Origin of the sequence: Bradyrhizobium sp. TM233 (assembly GCF_036247965.1) — a bacterium.
Classification (GTDB): Bacteria; Pseudomonadota; Alphaproteobacteria; order Rhizobiales; family Xanthobacteraceae; genus Bradyrhizobium; species Bradyrhizobium ottawaense.
Map to the genome: position 1 here is coordinate 384,575 of NZ_BTIG01000003.1, position 21,601 is coordinate 406,175.

General features: G+C 65.8%; 17 protein-coding genes and 1 riboswitch. Of the genes, 11 read left to right on the plus strand and 6 right to left on the minus strand.

From position 1 onward, the window contains the following. Positions 1 to 5: 5 nt before the first annotated feature. Complete coding sequence (locus AABA86_RS08975) at positions 6 to 683, plus strand: TetR/AcrR family transcriptional regulator (RefSeq protein WP_212251796.1); 678 nt, start codon at positions 6 to 8, stop codon at positions 681 to 683. A gap of 156 nt (positions 684 to 839) precedes the next feature. After that, positions 840 to 2,045: a GGDEF domain-containing protein gene (locus AABA86_RS08980; RefSeq protein ID WP_212251798.1), complete on the plus strand. Its 1,206-nt coding sequence runs from the start codon at positions 840 to 842 to the stop codon at positions 2,043 to 2,045. Between the two features lie 73 nt (positions 2,046 to 2,118). Here AABA86_RS08980 and AABA86_RS08985 read toward each other — a convergent pair whose 3' ends face one another. Next, positions 2,119 to 3,672, minus strand: a complete 1,554-nt coding sequence (locus AABA86_RS08985; protein ID WP_338306489.1) for an alpha/beta hydrolase — start codon at positions 3,670 to 3,672, stop codon at positions 2,119 to 2,121. Positions 3,673 to 3,819: 147 nt separating this feature from the next. Between AABA86_RS08985 and mddA the strand changes: the two genes are divergently transcribed. From mddA to AABA86_RS09005, 4 genes are read left to right on the plus strand one after another with little or no spacing between them, the layout of a single operon-like run. Next, positions 3,820 to 4,611 (plus strand): methanethiol S-methyltransferase, encoded by a 792-nt coding sequence (gene mddA / locus AABA86_RS08990; protein WP_338306490.1) that lies wholly within the window; start codon positions 3,820 to 3,822, stop codon positions 4,609 to 4,611. Next, positions 4,608 to 5,294 carry a helix-turn-helix transcriptional regulator gene (locus AABA86_RS08995; RefSeq protein WP_283814281.1) on the plus strand — a complete coding sequence of 229 codons (687 nt, stop codon included), beginning with the start codon at positions 4,608 to 4,610 and terminating at the stop codon, positions 5,292 to 5,294. Before mddA ends, AABA86_RS08995 begins: the two co-directional genes overlap by 4 nt. Further along, positions 5,291 to 6,268, plus strand: coding sequence for an NADPH:quinone oxidoreductase family protein (locus tag AABA86_RS09000; protein WP_338306491.1), 978 nt, complete (start codon positions 5,291 to 5,293; stop codon positions 6,266 to 6,268). The genes AABA86_RS08995 and AABA86_RS09000 overlap by 4 nt, the downstream gene beginning before the upstream one ends. A gap of 25 nt (positions 6,269 to 6,293) precedes the next feature. Next, positions 6,294 to 7,046 (plus strand): hypothetical protein, encoded by a 753-nt coding sequence (locus AABA86_RS09005; RefSeq protein WP_212251806.1) that lies wholly within the window; start codon positions 6,294 to 6,296, stop codon positions 7,044 to 7,046. Between the two features lie 42 nt (positions 7,047 to 7,088). Here AABA86_RS09005 and AABA86_RS09010 read toward each other — a convergent pair whose 3' ends face one another. From AABA86_RS09010 to AABA86_RS09020, 3 genes are all read right to left on the minus strand, one after another. Next, a complete protein-coding gene (locus AABA86_RS09010; protein ID WP_338306492.1) occupies positions 7,089 to 7,526 on the minus strand; it encodes a DUF2721 domain-containing protein in 438 nt (145 codons plus the stop codon). A 44-nt stretch (positions 7,527 to 7,570) separates the two neighbouring features. Continuing rightward, positions 7,571 to 9,010: a DUF1254 domain-containing protein gene (locus tag AABA86_RS09015; protein ID WP_212251810.1), complete on the minus strand. Its 1,440-nt coding sequence runs from the start codon at positions 9,008 to 9,010 to the stop codon at positions 7,571 to 7,573. 356 nt (positions 9,011 to 9,366) lie between these two features. After that, positions 9,367 to 10,566 carry a TrmJ/YjtD family RNA methyltransferase gene (locus AABA86_RS09020; protein ID WP_212252809.1) on the minus strand — a complete coding sequence of 400 codons (1,200 nt, stop codon included), beginning with the start codon at positions 10,564 to 10,566 and terminating at the stop codon, positions 9,367 to 9,369. A gap of 337 nt (positions 10,567 to 10,903) precedes the next feature. Between AABA86_RS09020 and AABA86_RS09025 the strand changes: the two genes are divergently transcribed. Together AABA86_RS09025 and AABA86_RS09030 are read left to right on the plus strand one after the other, a co-directional pair. Then, positions 10,904 to 12,118, plus strand: a complete 1,215-nt coding sequence (locus AABA86_RS09025) for an NADP-dependent isocitrate dehydrogenase (RefSeq protein WP_338306493.1) — start codon at positions 10,904 to 10,906, stop codon at positions 12,116 to 12,118. Between the two features lie 97 nt (positions 12,119 to 12,215). Beyond that, positions 12,216 to 12,716, plus strand: coding sequence for a DUF3455 domain-containing protein (locus AABA86_RS09030; RefSeq protein WP_338306494.1), 501 nt, complete (start codon positions 12,216 to 12,218; stop codon positions 12,714 to 12,716). 4 nt (positions 12,717 to 12,720) lie between these two features. Here AABA86_RS09030 and AABA86_RS09035 read toward each other — a convergent pair whose 3' ends face one another. Continuing rightward, entirely contained in the window at positions 12,721 to 13,947 is a 1,227-nt protein-coding gene (locus AABA86_RS09035; RefSeq protein ID WP_338306495.1) for a cyclic nucleotide-gated ion channel, read from the minus strand. 6 nt (positions 13,948 to 13,953) lie between these two features. Next, positions 13,954 to 16,635, minus strand: coding sequence for an alanine--tRNA ligase (alaS, locus tag AABA86_RS09040; protein WP_212252817.1), 2,682 nt, complete (start codon positions 16,633 to 16,635; stop codon positions 13,954 to 13,956). Between the two features lie 234 nt (positions 16,636 to 16,869). Next, positions 16,870 to 16,958, plus strand: a riboswitch (glycine riboswitch). 144 nt (positions 16,959 to 17,102) lie between these two features. Here alaS and gcvT point away from each other — a divergent pair. Genes gcvT through gcvP form a run of 3 tightly spaced genes read left to right on the plus strand, consistent with a single transcriptional unit; the run spans position 17,103 to position 21,515 of the window. Then, on the plus strand, positions 17,103 to 18,251 hold the full coding sequence (gcvT, locus tag AABA86_RS09045; protein WP_338306727.1) for a glycine cleavage system aminomethyltransferase GcvT: 1,149 nt from the start codon (positions 17,103 to 17,105) through the stop codon (positions 18,249 to 18,251). Between the two features lie 10 nt (positions 18,252 to 18,261). Next, a complete protein-coding gene (gcvH, locus tag AABA86_RS09050) occupies positions 18,262 to 18,630 on the plus strand; it encodes a glycine cleavage system protein GcvH (RefSeq protein WP_212252819.1) in 369 nt (122 codons plus the stop codon). A gap of 17 nt (positions 18,631 to 18,647) precedes the next feature. After that, positions 18,648 to 21,515, plus strand: coding sequence for an aminomethyl-transferring glycine dehydrogenase (gene gcvP / locus AABA86_RS09055; protein WP_338306496.1), 2,868 nt, complete (start codon positions 18,648 to 18,650; stop codon positions 21,513 to 21,515). Positions 21,516 to 21,601 lie beyond the last annotated feature (86 nt).

Sequence of the window (21,601 nt, forward strand, 5' to 3'; positions counted from 1 at the left end):
AGTCCATGGCCAAGCCTTCACTGAACAAGTCCTCACTGAACAAGATGTCGTCGAAGAAGAACGCGCCGCATTCAGGCGCCGGCGACGACGAATCCGCGCGCGGGCGCCTGCTCAGCGCCGCCTCGCATCTGTTCTGCAAGAATGGGATCAACGCCACCGGCATCGATGCGATCATCGAAGAGGCCGGCACCGCGAAGACCACGCTTTACAAATTGTTCGGCTCCAAGACCAACCTCGTCAACGCGGTGCTGGAAAGCGAAGGCAAGCAGTGGCGCGAATGGTTCATCGCTGCCATGGAAGACGGCGGCGGCGACGCGCAGGCGAAACTCACGCGCATCTTCCCGGCCCTGAAGAGCTGGTTTGCCGAAGAGCGCTTCTACGGCTGCCCCTTCATCAACGCGGTCGGCGAGCACGACAAGGACGCCAAGCAGTTCCGCAACATCGCACTGAAGCACAAGAAGATCGTGCTCGGCCACATCGAGAAGCTCGCCGGCGAGCTCGGCTCGAGCGAGCCCGCGGTGCTCGCCCACCAGCTCGGGCTCCTGATCGACGGCGCGATCGTCGCCGCGATGATCTCGCGTGATCCCGGCGTGGCAGATACGGCGGCGCTGACGGCCGGCCCCCTGCTCGGCCAATTGAAGGCGAAGAAGAAGCGCGGCGCAGACCAACTCGAGACGGTGTGACCTCACACCTGCACCAAACCGCATCTTCCTGCACGGCCGCCGTGCGCGTCGGCCGGTTTACCTTGTGTCAAGCACGGCCGGCGATCCCTGGCTGCCTTAAAAGGCTGTTAGGAGCGGTCATCGTTGTTGGCGCCCGGAATACGGGGACGCTCCGCAATGCAATCGGACAAGGGACTCTACAGTGCGCCGCGCTGGCGCCTGACACGCTGGCTCGCCGAGCCGGGGCCAGGCGCGCCCGACGACATCCGGGCCGCCCTCATCGCCCAGCTCTATGGATCGCTGCCGGTGTTTGCCGCCGGCGCAGTCAATACGATTGCCGTTGCCGCCGTGATTGCCGGCCGCAAGCAGACCGCGCCGTTCGTGATCTGGCTGGTGATGGAGATCGCGATTTGCCTCGCCCGTCTCGTCGTGCTCGTGAGCGCGCATCGCGCGGCGCACCTGCAGCGACCGACACCGACCGACCTTCATCTCCTGCTTGCGGTCGCCTGGAGTGCCAGCGTCGGATTTGGCGCCATTGTCAGTCTCGCCAGCGGCGACTGGGTCGTTGCCATGCTGGCGTCGCTGTCGGCGGCGGCGATGGTCGGCGGAATCTGTTTTCGCAATTTCAGCGCGCCGCGGCTGGCCGGGACCATGATCCTGTTGAGCCTCGGCCCCATCGTCCCCGGCGCCGCGCTCGCGGGCGAACCGCTGTTCTACATCGTCTTCCTTCAGGTGCCGATGTATCTGGCCGCGATGACGGCCGCGGCCTTCCGCCTCAACCGGATGCTGGTCACCACCATGCGCGCCGAGCGCGAGAACAGCCATCGCGCCCATCACGACGCGCTCACGGGCCTGCTCAATCGCGCAGGCTTCGTCGAGGCGCTCGGCGGCAGGCTTGCAGCGCGCGCCGAACGGCCGTTCGCGGTGATGTTCTTCGACCTCGACAATTTCAAGCCGATCAACGACACGTTCGGACACGCGGCGGGGGACTCGGTGCTGAAAGCGGTGGCCGCGCGCGTGCGCCGGCTGCTGCCTGATGACGCATTGGTCGCCCGAATGGGCGGTGACGAATTCGTGGTGCTCCTCGACGGCGTCACGGCCGAGACGGCACAGCAGACGGGACATCGCCTCATCAGCGAGGTCGCATTGTCCTATGAGCTCAGCGGCGAGATGCACGCCTGCATCGGCGCCAGCGTCGGCATTGCGCTGTCTCCGGATCACGGCGCCGACGTCGCCGGATTGCTGGCGGTCGCCGATGCCGCGCTCTACCAGGCGAAGTCGGGCGGCAAATCGCGTTGCTGCCTGGCGTCGGTCGGGTCCAACCTCGCGGCGTTGCGCCAGCTCCAGCAGGGCCCGAAAGCCCCTCTCCCAAGCGCGGCCTGAGGCGGAGCTCGGAGGGTGGATTAGCGAAGCGTAATCCACCAAATCCATATCAGCGAGCAATGGGAGCGGCGGGTTACGCCCTGCGAAGCGGCAGCGCATCCGTGAATCGCTTGATCGCCGCGAGCACCGGGCGCTGATCGCCGGCGAAGAACCAATGATCGTTGCCGTCGAGCTCGACGAACTCCGCACCGCTGATCCGGCTCGCGATATCGCGGCCGGCCGCGATCCGCACCGCCTGGTCGCCGCGCCGGTGCAGCACCAGCGTCGGCACCGTGATCTGCGCCAGGAGATGCCGCACGTCGGCGTCGCGAAAGGCCTCGAGCACGGCCGAGATGCCGCCGGGACTGGACGCCGCACGCAATAGCCCGGCCCACCAGGCGCGCGCCTGCGGATCACCGGCCAAACTCGGCGCAAAGGTCTCGATGCCGACCGGGCCGCCCCACTGCGCGACGAGCTGTCTGCTCCAGGCGTCATACTGGCTGGCGCGCAACGCGTACGGATAGTCCTCCGCCCAACATCCCTTGGCCAGCGCACCGAACAGGATGAGCCCGGCCACGCGGCGCGGCTCATCGACCGCAAATTTGACGCAGGCCGGCCCGCATTCGGAGGCGCCGAACAGCACGACGCGGCGGGAATCCACCGCCCGCAGCACGGTGCCGATATCCTCAGCGGTGACGTCGATCCCCGGGGCCGATCCGACCCGGTCGGACAGCCCGATGCCGCGACGGTCGAACACGATGAGACGCCCGAGCTTGATCAACGACGCCAGGAACGTCCGGCTTGCAGGGCTCTCCCAGGCCCGCTCCACATGCGACACGAAGCCGGGCATCACCAGGATATCGAGCGGGCCGCTGCCATAGGTCTGATACGCCAGGTGCACGCCGACGCCCTTCACATAGCGCGTGGTCGGAACAGCGTTCAGCGCCGTTGCGGGACTCATCAGCGCCTCGGTCTCGGCTTCCGGCGCAACCCCGAGTTCGTCCCGCAGCCGCTGTGTCAGGGCCGCATGATGACGTTCGGCCGCGCTGCGGTCGCCGGCCAGCAGAAGGCTGCGGATCAGATGCCGGCCATAGACTTCGCTGAGCGGATCGAGTTCAGCCAGGCGTCCCGCATGCGCGGCCGCGGCAAAATGGTCGCCGGCGGCATTCTTGTCCTGCACGAGACGCTCGAGCGCATGCATCAGCCGTCCCCTCAGCGCCTCCCGGTGAAAGAACGCCCAATCGTCGAACTCGGGACAGTCGCCTAGCGCAAAGCCCGCCAGGAAGTCGCCGCGATAGACCCGGCAGGCCTCCTCGAAGTCGCCGCGGTCACAGGCGCTCTCGAATGAATGCGCATCGGCCTTCAGCACGGTCGCCGGAGACCACCGCACGCTGGTGCGGTCGGTCTCGAATACCGGCTGACCGAGCGCGAGCTCGACGCGATGAAGCAGCCGCCGCAGCCGGGCGAGGCCCGTCTCTCGATCGGTCTCAGGCCAGAGCAGCGTGGCAATGACGTCGCGCGCGACCGCCGCCTTGGCCTCCGCCAAATAGACGAGCAGCGCAAGACCCTTGCGCAGGTTCAACTTGATCGGACGGCCGTCAGCATGGACCTCCGGGAACCCGAATGTCTCCAGCGAGAAAGCCGTCATGGAAATCCTCTCTCCCCCCAGGGCGTCCCCAGGGGACGCACAGGGGACGGCGCCGCGGTAGCCATCGGCCCAGATCGAGCCGGCTCGCCGGCGGCCGCCTCGAGCTCTGCATGCGGCACCGCTGGATCAGGCACAATAGGAAAAACCATGTTCTCACGCCTCGCAATCCTGCTCTACGCAATCGTGAGCTATGCCGTATTCACGGTGTCCTTCCTCTATGCACTCGGTTTCGTCGGCAATTATGTCGTACCCAAGTCAATCGATCAGTCGATCGACGTCGGCAACCCTTCGAACTTGACCGAGGCCATCGTCGTCAACCTGCTGCTGATGAGCCTGTTTGCCATCCAGCACAGCGTCATGGCGCGCCCGGCCTTCAAACGCTGGTGGACCAAAGTTCTTCCGGTGGCCTGCGAGCGCAGCACCTATGTGCTGCTTTCCAGCCTCATCCTCCTCCTGCTGTTCTGGCAGTGGCGTCCGATCCCGATATCGATTTGGCAGACCAGCGGAATCGTGGCGTGGTTGCTGACCGCCGTCCATTGGCTCGGCTGGCTGATCGCATTCGCATCGACCCACATGATCGATCATTTCGACCTGTTCGGCCTGCGCCAGGCCTTCTCGTCGCTGCGCGGGACCGAGTTGCCCGGTCAATCCTTCAAGGCGCCACTGCTTTACAAGATCGTGCGGCATCCGATCATGCTGGGCTTCCTCCTCGCATTCTGGGCCACGCCCGAGATGACCGCCGGCCATCTGCTGTTCGCGCTCGCGAACACCGCCTATATCCTGACCGCGTTGCAGTTCGAAGAACGGGATCTGATCGCGGAGTTCGGGGAGACCTATCGGCAGTATCGCCGCCGCGTGCCGATGCTGGTGCCGCGCCTTTTCGCGCGGACCCGGACCAAAGACCGTGACGTGACCCGGAGCATCGGAGCGCCCCGATGAGCGCGATGGTGTGGAGCGTGTCCCCCTGTCCCCAAATGTCTGCCGACGCTGCCATGTTTGCCGATGCTTTCGACGGGCTCCATGCCGGGATGTATCTGGTCGAGGCGGACGCCCATCTCATTCACACTAATATCGCCGGCCGGGCCCTCATCGATGCGGGGGACATCCTGCATGAGGTTCGCGGGCGTCTCGTCATCAGCGATCTGCCCGCCAACCTGACATTGCAACGGGCGTTCGCCGCGGCGGGCCGCGCGGAGTGGATTCCCGCCGCCGGCGCGACTGCCGTGCCGATGACCGGGATGGACGGACAGCGCTACGTCGCCGATACGCTGCCGCTGCCCGCGGGCCCGCGCCGACGCTCCGGCGCAAACCACCGAGCGGCGGCAGCGCTGTTCGTTCGCAAGACGGCGCTGCTGATCCCGTCCCGGGCGGACGTGATCAGCAAGGCGTTCAAATTGACGCCGGCCGAGTTACGCGTCCTGCTCGCCATCGTCGAGCTCGGCAGCATTCCCGAAGTCGCCGCGACGCTCGGCGTTGCCGGATCGACGGTCAAGACGCATGTCCGCCGTCTGTTCGAAAAGACCGGCGCGGCGCGGCAGGCTGATTTTGTCAAGATCGTCGCAGGATACGCGACACCGCTGAGAGAATTCGCCAAATGCAACCCCGTTGGAGCGCCACGATGAAAGCGGTTCTGTGCCATTCGTTCACTGGACCCGACGATTTGCGCCTCGGCGAGATCGATGCGCCCAAGCCTGCCGGCGATGAGATCCTCATCGACGTCCACGCGGCCTCCGTCAGCTTCATGGACCAGTTGCTGGTCTCGGGCCTCTACCAGATGCGGCCGCAGACGCCCTTCGTGCCCGGCACGGAATCATCCGGAACCGTCGTCGCGGTCGGCGGCAAGGTGACAAAGTTCGCGCCCGGCGATCGCGTCGCCTGCAGCAGCTGGACCGGCGGCTACGCCGAACGGATGATCGCGAAGGAGTCGAAGACCGTACGCCTGCCTGACGGCGTCGCGTTCGAAGCGGCGGCAACCATCCTGCACAATTACGGCACGGCCTATTATGCGCTGGTCGAACGGGCACGAGCCGAGCGCGGCGAAACGCTGTTCGTCACCGGCGCTGCCGGCGGGGTTGGACTGGCCGCCGTCGACCTCGGCCGCCATCTCGGCCTGCGCGTCGTCGCCGGCGTCGGCTCCGACGACAAGGCGGCCCTGGTCCGCGGCTACGGCGCCAGCGAGGTCATCAACTATCGCAGCGAGGATCTGCGCGACCGGATCAAGTCGATCACTTCAGGAAACGGTATCGATGTCGGCTTCGACAATGTCGGCGGCGCGATTTTCGAGCAAATGGCCCGGCTGATGAAATGGGGCGGACGGCTGATGCCGATCGGCTTCACCGGCGGCGAGATTCCGTCCATCCCGATGAACCTGCCGCTGCTGAAGAACTATTCCATCATCGGCGTCTTTGCCGGCGCCTGGGCGGAGAAATTCTCCAACGAGGCAGCGCGCATGAACGCCACGCTGATGCAATTGCTGGCGGAGGGACAAATCCGCCCGCACATCGACCGCATCCTCCCTTTGGAGGAGGCCGGCGAGGCCATGCGCGCCGTGGCCAACCGGACGGTTCAGGGACGAATTGTGCTCAAGATCAGGTAGAGTGCGCCAACTCTGAGGAAGACTGATGGCTCCGATCATCATCGACAAGCGCTATTGCGGCCCTCCGAACTCCGGCAACGGCGGCTATGTCTGCGGCCGGCTCGCCCGTCACATTCCCGGGGCTGCGGAGGTGACGCTGCGCGCTCCGCCTCCCCTGGACACGCCGCTCGATGCGATCGCGAGCGACGGCGGCACATGGGAGCTTCGCAATGGCGACACAGCCGTCGCCACCGGCCGCGCCGTGAGCGTCGAGCTTGCAGAGGTCGAGACAGCCAGCTTGCCGGAAGCCCGCGCGGCCGAATTGCTGGCGCTGTCCAGGCCGCACGAACATCCGCTGCCACACTGCTTCGTCTGCGGTCCCGCAAGGGCGCAAGGCGACGGCCTGCGCATCTTCGCCGGCCCGCTCCGCCGCCAAGCACAAACTCCCGTTCTCGCCGCGAGCTGGGCCCCCGACCCGAATCTCGCCGCCGAGGATGGCCTCATCGCGCCCGAATTCCTCTGGTCCGCGCTCGATTGCCCCACCGGCTTTGCCTGCAATTACGATCAGCAGAGCGGCAGCTTCGAGAAGACCCCGCTCCTGCTCGGACGGATGTCAGCCCGCATCGAAGCCCGCCCCCACCCCGGCGAGCCCTGCATCGTCACGGCCTGGCCCACCGGCCGCGACGGCCGCAAGCGCACAGCCGAGGCGGCATTGCATGATGAAGGTGGGAGATTGCTGGCGGTGGCGCGGACGACCTGGATCGCGGTGGAGCGCGACGTGCAGCTCGGGCGCGGGTAATTCGCCGCCGACGGACATGCGCAGGCGGCGGCTTCCGCGGCGCTAGCTCCCCAGATCGTACTCGTGCACGGAAACCCTGATCTCGCGGACGAGATTTATCAGCGCCAGGGTGAAAAACCCGAGGGCAATGGCGAAAAGCACAGCGACACCGTATTCGTGTCGCAGTTGATAGTATGCGCTGATGAACGCCACGATCACGAGCAGGCATGTCAGGATCGCGCTTGTTCCGGAGAACAGGATAGCCCGGTTCAGCAATTCGGCACGACGCCGCAGCTGAGGCAGATCCTTGTCGAGCCTCAACCTGGCGCCGTCACCATCCAGGACAGCATTGAGCGCTTGAATCCGGTCGCTGACCCGGTTCATGCGGGCGATCAGCAGCGAGACAAACCCGGCAACCGCTCCGAGAACGAAGGAAGGAGCGGTGACCTGAACGATCACCTGCGACAATTGCTCGACCGACGGAGTATCCGGAAACAGCATCTCGCCTCCCGCGCCATCGTTCACCGGCTGAGCAGGATATCTCCCTAGCTGCTCGTCACTTGCCGGACGGGAGGCGGCTTCCAGGTCCCGTTGACGATCGAGGGTGACTTCTCGTTCGGCCAGTACATCCGCAACATCAGGACGAACTTGCCCGCCGGCGCGGGAAGCCAATTGCTCTCCTTGTCGGGGCCGGGACTGTCCTTCTGGATGTAGAGATCGACCGAACCGTCCGGATTGGCTTTGAGATTCTGGCGGGCGCTGATCGACTGGCGGTTGATCGGATTGGCGATGAAGAAGTAGTTCTCGTCATACATCGTGATCGACCAGAAGCCTCCGACCGGAGGAAGCTGCCCCTTCGGGAAACGCATCACGTATTTGTTGCTGCCGACGTACCCTTTCCCGTCGGCGTCCTTCTGGGATGTCGGATAGCACGCATCCTGGATCCGGTTGGCGCCAAGGCCGATGGCCGTGACAAGCGCACGGTTGAGATAATTGGTGCCGTAGATACCGGCTTCGCTGTCGAAGGCCCAGCCGTTGATGTTCTTGATCGCCTTGTTGACCTTGAACTGGAGCATGATGCGGTCGAATGCCACCTGCGGGACGCGCTTGGCGAAGGCAGCATCGAATTTGCTCGCGTCAAAATCCTTGCCGGAGACAAGACCGATCTTCGCGAATTTGGCGACCTCAGCCGCGTCGGCGGCGGCCGGCGGATTGCGCTTCATCAATTGCGCGAGAAGGGTGAAATAGGCCGCGGCGTCCAGGCGGTTGACCTGCTCGCGCACCGCCGTCTTCATGTCGATCGACGCATCGACCTTGCCTGCCGGGGGCGTAAAGGACTTGTCGTATGCGCTGAGCGGCACGAGCTTGAACTGGTCCTGCGCGGCGTGCACGGCCGCGTAGTCCTCCGGCGTACCGGTGCAGTAGATGCGGCCCAAGATCCACACCATGCCCGTGGGGGATTTGTATTCCTTGACGCCGGCGGGAAGCGTTCCCTTCCAGCCCGGGCCGGTGATCGCATAGGTCTGCGCCTTGGTGCCGGTGGTGCGCTTGCCAGGCACCTGGAAGACATTGGTCCAGCCGTCCAGCATCGGAAACAGGAAGTAGCGGTCCTTCATGTCCGGCATGCTCAGGACCCAGGGCTCGTCTCCCACGTCGATCCAGGCCGTCGTGTAGAGCGTATCGGCATTGGGTGCCGTGACATCCTTGAAGGTGGCATCAGGGTACTTGCGGAGCTTGACGAATTGCCCCATCGGCCCGCGCGTGCCTTCCACCGCCGCAACGTTCGTCATGACCCGGCGGGTCATCTCCATCGTCACGAGAGGATATCCGTAGATATAGGCATCCTGGGCGAGCCAGAAATCTTCGCCGCCCTCCAGGGCCCTGACAACAGGACCGTCAAACTCGGCACGTGCGGTGCGGGAAATCGCGAGCGCCGATACAGCGGCGCTGAAGGCGGCAAGTGCTTGGCGACGGCTGATTGACATATCGAACCCTCCCTGTTGCCTCAAAACCGTAACGGGCGGGGTTCCATGTTCCTTGACATGCATCAATGGGGCTGGATGGTCTTGGGCGCAGCGCCGCTCGCTCGCCTGGGCGTGGCCGCCACGCCTGCGTCAACTGGCGGTAGAAGTGGTGGTTACGCCAACGCTAGCCTTCCCTAGACGACGTGTGCTCTTGGCACTCCCAACTCGTAGGGCGGGCAAAGGCGCGTAGCGCCGTGCCCACCACCTCTGTCTGAGCTTCGTCGATCGACATAGGTGGGCAAGCTTCCGCCTTCGCTCTTCGAGCTACGGCGGACAAGCCGCTTTGCCCACCCTACGAGACCTGCGCTCGACGACAGCTACGCCCTCTGCTCCATCATCCCCTGCAGCCGCACCAGCTCTGCCTCGAGATCGCGCTCTACGTCCGCCGCCCGGATCTCGAGCACACGATAGTCCCGTGCCTCGAGCCAGGCCCGACGCGCCGCGCGATCCGCTGCGATCGCTTCCCCCTCACCCGGATTCACCAGCTCGATCGCGATCCGGTGCGGGAACGAGACGAAGTCCGGGATGTGGCGGCCGACCGGGGTCTGGCGTTTGAACTGACCTGCGAAGCGACGATCACGTGTCAGCGCCTGCCAGAGCAGCCGCTCGGCATCGGTCGGGTTGCGGCGGAGCAGGCGGGCGAGGCCGCGCACGGTCGATCCGCTGTCGGGCACGCCGCCGCCCTGCCCGTGCTCGGCGAGCAGCGCGCGTAGCCGCGTGGCCTGCTCGCCATCGAGCACACCGCCCTTGGCCGGGCCCTTGCGTCCCTCGGCGATCGCCATGATCACCCCGTGCAGGGTGTGCATGTCCTGCTTGGTCGGCTCCATCCGGCTGAAGATGTTGCGCAGGTTCACCAGCATGGTGTCGCGCTTCTCGGCCGGGCGCAAAAATTCCACCTTGTCGAGCTCGCGGATGAGGTTGTCGAAGAACGCCTGCATCTGGTGCTGCGAGGCGCGCTCGGAGCGCTCCGGCATGGCGTGGGGCAACTCACCGGATGTCGCCAGCTTGAACCATTCATAGCCGACCAAGAGCACGGCCTGGGCGAGGTTGAGCGAGGCGAACCCCGGATTGACCGGGAAGGTGATGATGCGGTTGGAGAGGCCGACCTCCTCGTTGGTCAGCCCCCAGCGCTCGCGGCCGAACAGGATGCCGGCCTTGCCCCCGCTGGCGACGTGACCTGCAATCTCGCTGGCGGCCGCCTCCGGCCCGACCACCGGCTTGGCCTGGTCGTGGGGGCGAGCCGTGGTCGCGAACAGCAGGTCGAGGTCGGCAACGGCCTCGCCGACCGTGCCAAACAATTCGACCTTTTCCAGAATGTGGTCGGCGCCGGCCGCGGCGCGCTGGGCTGCGATATTGGGCCAGCCGTCCCTGGGGTTGACGATGCGCAAGGCGCCCAGGGCAAAATTGCCCATGGCGCGTGCGGCCATGCCGATGTTTTCGCCGAGCTGCGGCTCGACCAGGATCACGATGGGACCGTCGAGGGACAAACCCGCCTTGCTCTTGTCAGTCCCCGACATCTCGTTTCGCTTTCACTCTGGTTCTCAAGGCCTTGCAAAGGCCGCCTTAGGAATTGATCCAAACCGGCCGCCGGTCGAGCGCCGCCCTGCCGCCTGTCGTTTGCCTGTCCTGACAGAATTCTCAAGGAAAATAACGGGGTTAGAATCGACTTTTGAATCTCTTCTGAAGCCTCAGGCCGCCCCCGCCGGGGGCCGTCGCCCGCCCCCCATCCGGGCAAGCTGGATCGGCTAAAAGTGCATAATCCCTTGGCTTTCGCCCGCCGCGTCTGGGTGCTAAGAGGCGGCGGATATTCCCGTGGCGCGCCAAAAGCGCCGTTCCCAAGAGGCTTCCCCGATCATGGCAAAAATCAAGGTATCCAATCCCGTCGTCGAACTCGATGGCGACGAGATGACCCGGATCATCTGGCAGTACATCAAGGACAAGCTGATCACCCCGTTCCTGGATGTCGAGCTGATGTATTTCGACCTGGGCATGGAGTACCGCGACCACACCAACGATCAGGTCACCATCGACGCCGCCGAAGCCATCAAGAAGGTCGGCGTCGGCGTCAAGTGCGCCACCATCACCCCGGACGAGGCCCGGGTGAAGGAGTTCAACCTCAAGCAGATGTGGAAGTCGCCGAACGGCACCATCCGCAACATCCTCGGCGGCGTGATCTTCCGCGAGCCGATCATCTGCAAGAACGTGCCGCGCCTGGTTCCCGGCTGGACCAAGCCGATCATCATCGGCCGCCACGCCTATGGCGACCAGTACCGCGCCACCGACTTCAAGTTCCCCGGCAAGGGCACGCTGTCGATGAAGTTCGTCGGCGAGGACGGCACCGTGATCGAGAAGGAAGTGTTCAAGGCGCCCGACGCCGGCGTCGCGATGGGAATGTACAACCTCGACGACTCCATCATCGACTTCGCCCGCGCCTCGCTGAACTACGGCCTGCTGCGCAACTACCCGGTCTATCTCTCGACCAAGAACACGATTCTGAAGGTCTATGACGGCCGCTTCAAGGACATCTTCCAGGACATCTACGACCGCGAATTCAAGAAGGAATTCGAGGCCAAGGGCCTGACCTACGAGCACCGCCTGATCGACGACATGGTGGCCTCGGCGCTGAAATGGTCCGGCGGCTATGTCTGGGCCTGTAAGAACTACGACGGCGACGTGCAGTCCGACACGGTCGCGCAGGGCTACGGCTCGCTCGGCCTGATGACCTCGGTGCTGCTCACCCCCGACGGCAAGACCGTGGAAGCCGAGGCCGCCCACGGCACGGTGACCCGCCACTACCGCGAGCACCAGAAGGGCAAGGAGACCTCGACCAACTCGATCGCCTCGATCTTCGCCTGGACCCGCGGCCTGTCGCACCGCGCCAAGCTCGACAACAATGCCGAGCTCGCCAAATTCGCCAACACGCTGGAGAAGGTCTGCGTCGACACCGTCGAGGCCGGCTACATGACCAAGGACCTCGCGCTCCTGGTCGGCGCCGACCAGCGCTGGCTCTCGACCACCGGCTTCCTCGACAAGGTCGCCGAGAACCTGGCCAAGGAGCTGGCGGCCTGAGCCGACCGCAATTTCGCCCGACTGGGCCAGACATCATCCCGGGCCGCGCTCAAAGCGCGGCCCGTTTCTTTTTGAGACCTTGCGCGGAGATGCCACCATGTTCATCAAGCTTGCCGGCCCCACACTGCTGCTCGCGGCCCTGATCGGACCGGCCGGAGCTGCCGAGCCGCTTCCCGAGGCCATCGCCGCACCCGGCGAGAGCGTCGTGCTCAGCCTCCACGCCGAGGGGGCACAGGTCTATGAGTGCAAGGCTGGCCCCGATGGCAAGCTCGCCTGGGCCTTCCGCGAGCCGATCGCGACGCTCCTCTCGGACGGCAAGACGATCGGCCGGCACTATGCCGGCCCGAACTGGGAGCTCGCCGACGGCAGCGCCGTCGTCGCCAAGGCCGCCGGCAACGCGCCGGGCACAACAGTGGCCGACATCCCCTGGCTGAAGCTGGAAGTGACCGCCCGCCGCGGCAGCGGCGTGCTGACGCCGGTCACGACCGTCCAGCGCATCAACACCCATGGCGGCAAGCTCGACGGTGCGTGCGACAAGGCCGGCGAGTTCAGGAGCGCGCCCTACTCCGCCGAGTATGTTTTCCTGAAGAAAGGCTGACCGCTCAGCGGTCGGGGTTCTCCTTCTCTGCCTGCGCCAGCTCTGCCGCCGCGAGATCGCCGCTGTCGGCGAGCCGCGCCTTGGCGGTGGTATGGACGTGGTCGGCGAGCGTCGGCATGCGCGCGATCAGGGCGTGAAAGTCCTGGGCGTCGAGCACGAGCAGGCGCGTCTTCCGCGTCGCCGTCACCGTGCCGCTGCGCTTTGTCTTGTGCAGCAGCGCGATCTCGCCGAAGAAGGTGCCGTCCGTGAGCCGCACATGCTGGCTCGGCAGCGCGATCTCGACCTCGCCGGCGGTGATGAAATACATCGACGAGGCCGCATCGCCCCGACGCACCAGGATCTCGCCCTGCTCGATGGTGCGCGCGCGCAAGAGCCGCATGATGTCGGCGATCTCCGCGGCCGACAGATGCGAGAACAGCGGCACCCGCGCCAGCATGCCCCAGGTGACGACGAAATCGCGCCGCTTCACCTCTTCGGCAAAGGCCGTGGAGATGATCGCGACCGGCAGCGCGATCATGGCGAAGCCGCTGATGATCGTGAACACCGAGATGAGCTTGCCGAGCGCTGTCACCGGCACGACGTCGCCATAGCCGACGGTGCCGAGCGTCACGATCGCCCACCACATCGCATCCGGAATGGTGCCGAGCTTGCTGGGCTGCACGTCGCGCTCGATGGCGTAGAGCAGCGAGGCGAAGGTCAGCACCGCGCCGATCAAAATGACGATGCAGCCGATCAGTGCCCGCCGCTCGGCATGCACGGCCGCGAGCAGCGAGCGCATCGCCGGCGAGTACCGGATCAGCTTGAAGAACGGCAGCACGCCGAGCGCCGCCAGCGTCGCATGCCGGCCGGTAGTGAGCACGACGGAAGCGGGCAGGAACGCCATGAGGTCGATGATGCCGAGCGCGGAGAAGGCGTAGCCGAGCCGGTCGGACAGCGCGGAGGCGTTGCGCTGGGTATGGCCCGCCACGGTCCACAGCCGCGCCAGATATTCCAGCGCGAACACGATCACGGACAGGATGGTGACGGCTTCGAACAGCGTGCCGAACTGCGCGTCCAGCTCCGGCACCGAGGCGAGGATCATCGCGGCCACATTGAGCACGATGACGCCGATGATGATCTGGATGAAGCGCGACCCGGCTGAATAAGCCAGCGGATCGTGCTCCAGCAATTCGTAGAGGCGATCCCTCAAGTTGGGATCGCGCAAGCCACGTCCTCGCGGAACGGGGCGCATGGCGGCTTACGCGCCCGCCATCGCTTTTTCGATCGCCGCCAGCGCCTCGGTCGCCTTGGCGCCGTCAGGGCCGCCGGCCTGGGCCATGTCGGGCCGGCCGCCGCCGCCCTTGCCGCCGAGCGCCTCGGAGGCAACGCGCACCAGATTGACCGCGTTGAAGCGCGCGGTGAGGTCGGCGGTGACGCCGACCACGATGCCGGCCTTGCCGTCCTCGGTGACGCCGACGATGGCGACGACGCCAGAGCCGATCTGTTTCTTGCCGTCGTCGGCGAGGCTCTTGAGATCCTTCATCTCGATGCCCTCGACCGCGCGCGCCATCAGCTTGACGTCGCCGATTTCGCGCACGCCGCTGGCTGCGCCATTGCTGCCGGCCGAAGCGCCGCCGCCCATCGCCAGCTTCTTGCGGGCGTCGGAGAGCTCGCGCTCGAGCTTCTTGCGCTCCTCCATCAGCGCGGTGATGCGCGCCGGAACGTCGTCGAGCGAGGTGCGCAGCTCGTTCGCCGCGGTCTTGGCCAGCGCCATGGTCTCGTTGGCGTGCCTGCGCGCATAATTGCCGGTCAGCGCCTCGATGCGGCGCACGCCGGAGGCGACCGCGCTCTCGCCGGTGAGCGTGATCAGGCCGATGTCGCCGGTGCGCCTCACGTGGGTGCCGCCGCAGAGCTCGACCGACCAGCCGAGTGCATTGGCGCCGCGCTCACGCGCGGTCCGGCCCATCGAGACGACGCGAACTTCATCACCGTATTTCTCGCCGAACAGGGCGCGTGCGCCGGCTTCGCGGGCCTCATCCACGCCCATCACACGCGTGGTGACCTCGTCGTTCTCCAGCACCACGTCGTTGGCGATGTCCTCGACCCGGGCCAGCTCCTCCGCCGTGATCGGCTTCGGATGCACGAAGTCGAAACGCAGCCGATCCGGCGCCACCATCGAGCCGCGCTGGGCGATGTGGTCGCCAAGCACCTGGCGCAGCGCCTCGTGGATGAGATGCGTCGCCGAGTGATGCGCACGGATCGAGGAGCGCCTGGAATGATCGACCTCGAGCTGCAGCGCGGTGCCGAGCTTGACTTCGCCGCTCTCGACGGTGCCGACATGCACGAAGAAATCGCCGAGCTTCTTCTGCGTGTCGGTAACGCGGAACTTGATGCCGCCCTCGCCCGTGAGCACGCCGGTGTCGCCGACCTGGCCGCCGGATTCCGCGTAGAACGGCGTCTGGTTCAATAGAAGCGCGCCCGTCTCGCCGGCCTTGAGGCTGGCGACCTCCGCACCATCCTTCACCAGCGCCGACACCACACCTTCGGCGCTCTCGGTCTCGTAGCCCAAAAATTCGGTAGCCCCGAGCTTTTCGCGCAGCGGGAACCAGATCGCTTCGGAGGCCGCTTCGCCCGAGCCCTTCCAGGATTCGCGCGCCTTGGCCTTCTGGCGCTCCATCGCATCGGTGAACGATGCCTGATCGACGCCGATGCCGCGCGACTTCAGCGCGTCCTGCGTCAGGTCGAGCGGGAAGCCGTAGGTGTCGTACAGCGTGAAGGCGACATCGCCATCGAACATGTCGCCCTTTTTCAAGGACGCGCTCTTCTCGTCGAGGATGGCAAGGCCCCGCGACAGCGTCTTGCGGAAGCGGGTCTCTTCCAGCCGCAGCGTTTCCTCGATCAGGTTTTCCGCGCGCATCAGGTCGGGATAGGCCTGGCCCATCTCGCGCACCAGCGCCCAGACCAACCGATGCATCAGCGGCTCTTTCGCACCCAAGAGCTGCGCATGGCGCATCGCGCGGCGCATGATCCGGCGCAGCACGTAGCCGCGGCCCTCGTTCGAGGGCAGCACGCCGTCAGCGACCAGGAACGCCGAGGAGCGCAGATGGTCGGCGATGACGCGGAACGAGGCCACGGTCTGCTCGTTCGGCCCGCTGCCGAGCGCGGACGCGGTCGCATCGATCAGATGACGGAACAAATCGGTCTCGAACACGCTGTCGACGCCCTGCATGATGCAGGCCATGCGCTCCAGGCCCATGCCGGTGTCGATCGAGGGACGCGGCAGATCCACGCGCTCCTCTTTCGTCACCTGCTCGTATTGCATGAACACGAGATTCCAGAATTCGAGGAAGCGGTCGCCGTCCTCTTCCGGCGAGCCCGGAGGGCCGCCCCAGATGTGATCGCCGCGGTCGATGAAGATCTCCGAGCACGGGCCGCACGGCCCGGTGTCGCCCATCGCCCAGAAATTGTCCGAGGTCGGGATGCGGATGATGCGGTCGTCGGAGAAGCCCGCGATCTTCTTCCAGAGCCCGTGCGCTTCGTCGTCGGTGTGGTAGACGGTGACGAGCAGCTTGTCCTTGTTGAGCCCGAAGTCCTTGGTGATCAGCTTCCAGGCGAGCTCGATCGCGCGCTCCTTGAAATAGTCGCCGAAGGAGAAGTTGCCGAGCATCTCGAAGAAGGTGAGATGGCGCGCGGTGTAGCCGACATTGTCGAGGTCGTTGTGCTTGCCGCCGGCGCGCACGCATTTCTGCGACGTGGTGGCGCGCTGATAGGGCCGCTTCTCGACGCCGGTGAAGACGTTCTTGAACTGCACCATGCCGGCATTGGTGAACATCAACGTCGGATCGTTGCGCGGCACCAATGGCGAGGACGACACGATCTCGTGGCCGTTCTCGGCAAAGAAGTTCAGAAAGGTCGACCTGATCTCGTTGACGCCGCTCATGTTCATCCAATCGGGTGTGCTTGGACCCGCTTCTCGCCATCCAAACCGTAACGTTAAGGCTGATATCTGCGGGCCACAGCGCTTTTAGACAAGGCCAGCTTCGCTGTCCAGAAACTGTGCAAGGAGATCAGAGGGTTGCCGCAGGCGCTCAATCCCGGTTGCAATCCCGTTGATAGGGCAAGCGGACGCGTTGACAGGCTTGGCCGCCCTGTGGTCTGTACCCATCTGTATCGTACGGCCACGTCGGGAGAGACCGGCACTGGTGCCGGCGCCGAAGGAGCAACCGCCCCGGAAACTCTCAGGCAAAAGGACCGCGTGGCTTTGACAGCATCTGGAAAGAGGCGCCGACGGGCTTAGACCCGGACAGCGTCCGCCGACGGGATAATACTCTCAGGCACAGCGACAGATGGGGCTTCGACTGGTGTCCTCAGGGAATCCTCCCGGGGGAACCGCCGAGGGCCCCTGTGATGCTAGCGCGCGACGACCAAGATTCCCTGAAACGTACGCCCCTTCATGGGCTTCATGTCTCCCTGGGCGGCAAGATGGTGCCGTTCGCGGGCTATGACATGCCCGTGCAGTACCCCGCGGGCGTGCTGAAGGAGCACCTCCATACCCGAGCCTCCGCCGGCCTGTTCGACGTCTCCCATATGGGCCAGATCGCGCTCCGGCCGAAATCCGGCAAGGTGGAGGACGCCGCCCGCGCGCTGGAGCGGCTGGTGCCGCAGGACATCGTGGCGATTGCGCCGGGACGGCAGCGCTACGCCCAGTTCACCAATGAAGACGGCGGGATTCTCGACGATCTCATGGTCGCCAATTTCGGCGACCACCTCTTCCTGGTCGTCAACGCCGCCTGCAAGGAAGCTGACGAGGCGCATCTGCGCGCGAATCTCTCTGGCGACTGCGTCATCGATTCCCTCACAGACCGCGCGCTGATCGCGCTGCAGGGGCCGAAGGCCGAAGCCGCGCTGGCGAAATTGTGTGCAGAGGCGCCCGCCATGACATTCATGGATGCCGGCCCGCGCAAGGTTGCCGGCCTCGGCTGCTTCGTCTCGCGCTCCGGCTACACCGGCGAGGACGGTTTTGAGATTTCGGTTCCCGCAGGCGACGCCGAACGTCTCGCCAAAGCGCTGCTCGAGAACCCCGACGTGCTGCCGATCGGCCTGGGCGCCCGCGACAGCCTGCGGCTGGAAGCCGGGCTCTGCCTTTACGGCCACGACATCGACACCGCGACCACGCCGGTCGAGGCCGCGCTGGAATGGTCGGTGCAGAAGAGCCGCCGCACCGGTGGCGCCCGTGCCGGCGGCTTTCCCGGTGCCGACAAGATCCTCGCTCATTTCGATAACGGCGCGGCCCGCCGCCGCGTCGGCCTGCTCGCCCAGGGACGCGCGCCGGTGCGCGAGGGCGCGCTGCTGTTTGCTGACAGCACGGGCGGCGAGCCGATCGGACAAGTCACATCGGGCGGTTTCGGCCCGACCCTGAGCGCGCCGGTGGCGATGGGCTATGTGCCTACCGCATCGAGCGCGCTCGGCACACAAATCTTCGCCGAGGTGCGCGGCCAGCGGCTGCCGCTCACTGTCGCCGCCATGCCCTTCGTGAAAAACACCTACAAACGCTGAGGATTCGAGAATGACCACGACGCTGTACAGCTCCGACCATGAATGGCTCGCCATCGAGGGCGACGTCGCCACCGTCGGCATCACCGACTACGCCCAGCAGCAGCTCGGCGACGTCGTGTTCGTCGAACTGCCCAAGGTCGGCCGCGCGCTGAAGAAGGCAGAAGCCGCCGCCGTCGTCGAATCGGTCAAGGCCGCCTCCGACGTCTACGCGCCTGTGACCGGCGAGGTGCTCGAGACCAATGCCGAGCTCGCTGCCGAGCCGGCGCTGGTGAACTCGGACGCGCAAGGCAAGGCCTGGTTCTTCAAGATCAAGATTGCCGACAAGAGCGAGCTCGGCGGCCTCATGGATGAAGCCGCGTACAAGGCACATACGGCTTAAGGACGATGGAGCAAGCGATGACCGCGCACCGCAAGACCAACGGCGACACCGCCGCCAGTTTCGTTCGCCGCCACATCGGCCCGTCGGCGCGCGATGTCACCGCAATGCTTGAAACTGTCAGCGCGAAGAGCGTCGACGCGCTGATGGCGGAGACGCTGCCAGCCTCGATCCGGCAGGTCACCCCGCTCGATCTCGGCAGGCCGCTCAGCGAGACCGAGGCGATCGCGCATATGGGCGAACTCGCGGCCCAAAACCAGGTCTTCACCTCGCTGATCGGCCAAGGCTATTCCGGAACGATTTTGCCCGCGGTGATCCAGCGCAACATCCTGGAGAATCCGGCCTGGTACACCGCCTACACGCCCTACCAGCCCGAGATCAGCCAGGGCCGGCTGGAGGCGCTGCTCAACTTCCAGACTATGATCTGCGACCTCACCGGGCTCGACGTCGCCAACGCCTCGCTGCTCGACGAGGCGACCGCCGCGGCGGAAGCGATGGCGCTCGCGGAGCGGCATTCGCAGGTCAAGGCGCAGGCTTTCTTCGTCGACAAGGACGTGCATCCGCAGACACTCGCTGTGATGCGCACCCGCGCCGAGCCGCTGGGCTGGACCCTGATCGTCGGCGATCCCCTCACCGATCTCGCTGGGAGTGACGTGCTCGGCGCGCTGCTGCAATATCCGGGCTCTTCGGGCGCGGTGCGCGACCTCAGGCCCGCGATCGCAACACTGAAGGCCAAGGGCGCGCTCGCGATCGTGGCCGCCGATCTGCTGGCACTGACGCTGCTGGCTTCGCCCGGCGAGCTCGGCGCCGACATCGCGATCGGCTCCGCGCAGCGTTTTGGCGTACCGATGGGCTATGGCGGGCCGCATGCCGCCTATATGGCGGTGCGCGATGCGCTGAAGCGCTCGCTGCCCGGCCGCATCGTCGGCCTCTCGGTCGATTCCCGCGGGATGCCTGCCTACCGGCTCGCGCTGCAGACCCGCGAGCAGCACATCCGCCGCGAGAAGGCGACCTCCAACATCTGCACCGCGCAGGTCCTGCTCGCCGTGATCGCCTCGATGTACGCGGTCTATCACGGGCCCGAGGGGCTGACGCAGATCGCGCGCCACGTTCACCGTCGCACGGCCGTGCTCGCGGCTGGCCTGCGCAAGCTCGGCTTCGCGCCTGATAGCGAGAGCTTCTTCGACACGATCAGCGTCGATGCCGGTGCCAAGCGCGCCGAGATCGTTGCGCGCGCGGCGGCCGAGAAGATCAATCTCGGCGTCGGCGACACCAGCTTGCGCATCGCGCTCGACGAGACCACGACGGCTGCGACGGTCGAAGCGGTCTGGCGTGCATTCGGCGGCACGCTTGCCTACACCGAGATCGACGCGACCACGCGCGAGACGCTGCCGGAGGCGCTGAAGCGCGCGACCTCCTTCCTCACCCATCCGGTCTTCCATGCGCATCGCTCGGAGACCGAGATGCTGCGCTACATGCGCAAGCTCAGCGACCGCGACCTCGCGCTCGACCGCGCGATGATCCCGCTGGGCTCCTGCACGATGAAGCTGAACGCGACCACCGAGATGATGCCGCTGACCTGGCCGGAGTTCGGCTCGCTGCATCCGTTCGTCCCGCGCGAGCAGGCACGCGGCTATCACGCGCTGTTCGCGCGCCTGGAAAAATGGCTGTGCGACATCACCGGCTATGACGCGATCTCGCTGCAGCCGAATTCCGGCGCGCAGGGCGAGTACGCCGGACTGCTTGCGATCCGCGGCTATCACGCGTCGCGCGGCGAGGCGCACCGCAAGATCTGCCTGATCCCCTCCTCCGCTCATGGCACCAATCCGGCTTCGGCCGCGATGGTCGGCATGGACGTGGTGGTGGTCGCCTGCGAAAAGAACGGCGACGTCGACGTCAATGATCTCCGCGCCAAGGCGGAAAAGCATGCGAACGATCTCGCCGCGGTCATGATCACCTATCCCTCGACCCACGGCGTGTTCGAGGAGCACATCCGCGAGATCTGCGACATCGTGCATGGCCATGGCGGCCAGGTGTATCTCGACGGCGCCAACCTCAATGCGCAGGTCGGTCTCTCCAGGCCCGGCGATTACGGCGCCGATGTCAGCCACCTCAACCTGCACAAAACCTTCTGCATCCCGCATGGCGGCGGCGGCCCCGGCATGGGCCCGATCGGCGTCAAGGCGCATCTCGCGCCGTTCCTGCCGGGTCATCCGGTAACGAATGCTGAAGCTCCCGTCGGCCCGGTCTCGGCCGCACCGTTCGGCTCGGCCTCGATCCTGACCATCTCCTACATCTACATCCTGATGATGGGCGGCGAAGGCCTGAAGCGCGCCACCGAGATCGCGATCCTCAACGCCAATTACGTCGCGGCAAGGCTCGATGCGCACTTCCCGGTGCTCTACAAGAACGCAAAGGGCCGCGTCGCCCATGAGTGCATCGTCGATCCCCGGTCGCTGAAGAATACGTCTGGCGTCACCGTCGACGACATCGCAAAGCGCCTGATCGACTACGGCTTCCACGCGCCGACCATGAGCTTCCCGGTGCCGGGCACGCTGATGATCGAGCCGACCGAATCGGAATCCAAGGCCGAGCTCGACCGGTTCTGCGACGCCATGATCGCGATCCGGAAAGAAATCGCCGAGGTCGAGGCCGGCCGCTTTGAGATCGCGGCGTCACCGCTGCGCCATGCTCCGCACACCGTGCACGACATCGCCGATGATGATTGGAAGCGCGCCTATACCCGCGCCGAAGGCTGCTTCCCCGCGGGCACCTCGCGCAACGACAAATACTGGAGCCCGGTGGGGCGCGTCGACAACGTCTATGGCGACCGCAACCTCGTATGCTCCTGCCCGCCGGTGAGCGATTACGCGCAAGCCGCGGAGTAAGACACGGCGGAGGTTACGTAGGGTGGGCAAAGCGGAAGCGTGCCCACCACCCTTTCGCCGCGTTGGAATATGGTGGGCACGGCGCT

Excerpts from the sequence above, each read along its gene's own strand:
- AABA86_RS08975 (WP_212251796.1), top strand. The coding sequence starts at position 6 with ATGGCCAAGCCTTCACTGAACAAGTCCTCACTGAACAAGATGTCGTCG.
- AABA86_RS08980 (WP_212251798.1), top strand. The coding sequence starts at position 840 with ATGCAATCGGACAAGGGACTCTACAGTGCGCCGCGCTGGCGCCTGACA.
- AABA86_RS08985 (WP_338306489.1), bottom strand. The coding sequence starts at position 3,672 with ATGACGGCTTTCTCGCTGGAGACATTCGGGTTCCCGGAGGTCCATGCT.
- mddA (WP_338306490.1), top strand. The coding sequence starts at position 3,820 with ATGTTCTCACGCCTCGCAATCCTGCTCTACGCAATCGTGAGCTATGCC.
- AABA86_RS08995 (WP_283814281.1), top strand. The coding sequence starts at position 4,608 with ATGAGCGCGATGGTGTGGAGCGTGTCCCCCTGTCCCCAAATGTCTGCC.
- AABA86_RS09000 (WP_338306491.1), top strand. The coding sequence starts at position 5,291 with ATGAAAGCGGTTCTGTGCCATTCGTTCACTGGACCCGACGATTTGCGC.
- AABA86_RS09005 (WP_212251806.1), top strand. The coding sequence starts at position 6,294 with ATGGCTCCGATCATCATCGACAAGCGCTATTGCGGCCCTCCGAACTCC.
- AABA86_RS09010 (WP_338306492.1), bottom strand. The coding sequence starts at position 7,526 with ATGCTGTTTCCGGATACTCCGTCGGTCGAGCAATTGTCGCAGGTGATC.
- AABA86_RS09015 (WP_212251810.1), bottom strand. The coding sequence starts at position 9,010 with ATGTCAATCAGCCGTCGCCAAGCACTTGCCGCCTTCAGCGCCGCTGTA.
- AABA86_RS09020 (WP_212252809.1), bottom strand. The coding sequence starts at position 10,566 with ATGTCGGGGACTGACAAGAGCAAGGCGGGTTTGTCCCTCGACGGTCCC.
- AABA86_RS09025 (WP_338306493.1), top strand. The coding sequence starts at position 10,904 with ATGGCAAAAATCAAGGTATCCAATCCCGTCGTCGAACTCGATGGCGAC.
- AABA86_RS09030 (WP_338306494.1), top strand. The coding sequence starts at position 12,216 with ATGTTCATCAAGCTTGCCGGCCCCACACTGCTGCTCGCGGCCCTGATC.
- AABA86_RS09035 (WP_338306495.1), bottom strand. The coding sequence starts at position 13,947 with ATGCGCCCCGTTCCGCGAGGACGTGGCTTGCGCGATCCCAACTTGAGG.
- alaS (WP_212252817.1), bottom strand. The coding sequence starts at position 16,635 with ATGAGCGGCGTCAACGAGATCAGGTCGACCTTTCTGAACTTCTTTGCC.
- gcvT (WP_338306727.1), top strand. The coding sequence starts at position 17,103 with ATGCTAGCGCGCGACGACCAAGATTCCCTGAAACGTACGCCCCTTCAT.
- gcvH (WP_212252819.1), top strand. The coding sequence starts at position 18,262 with ATGACCACGACGCTGTACAGCTCCGACCATGAATGGCTCGCCATCGAG.
- gcvP (WP_338306496.1), top strand. The coding sequence starts at position 18,648 with ATGACCGCGCACCGCAAGACCAACGGCGACACCGCCGCCAGTTTCGTT.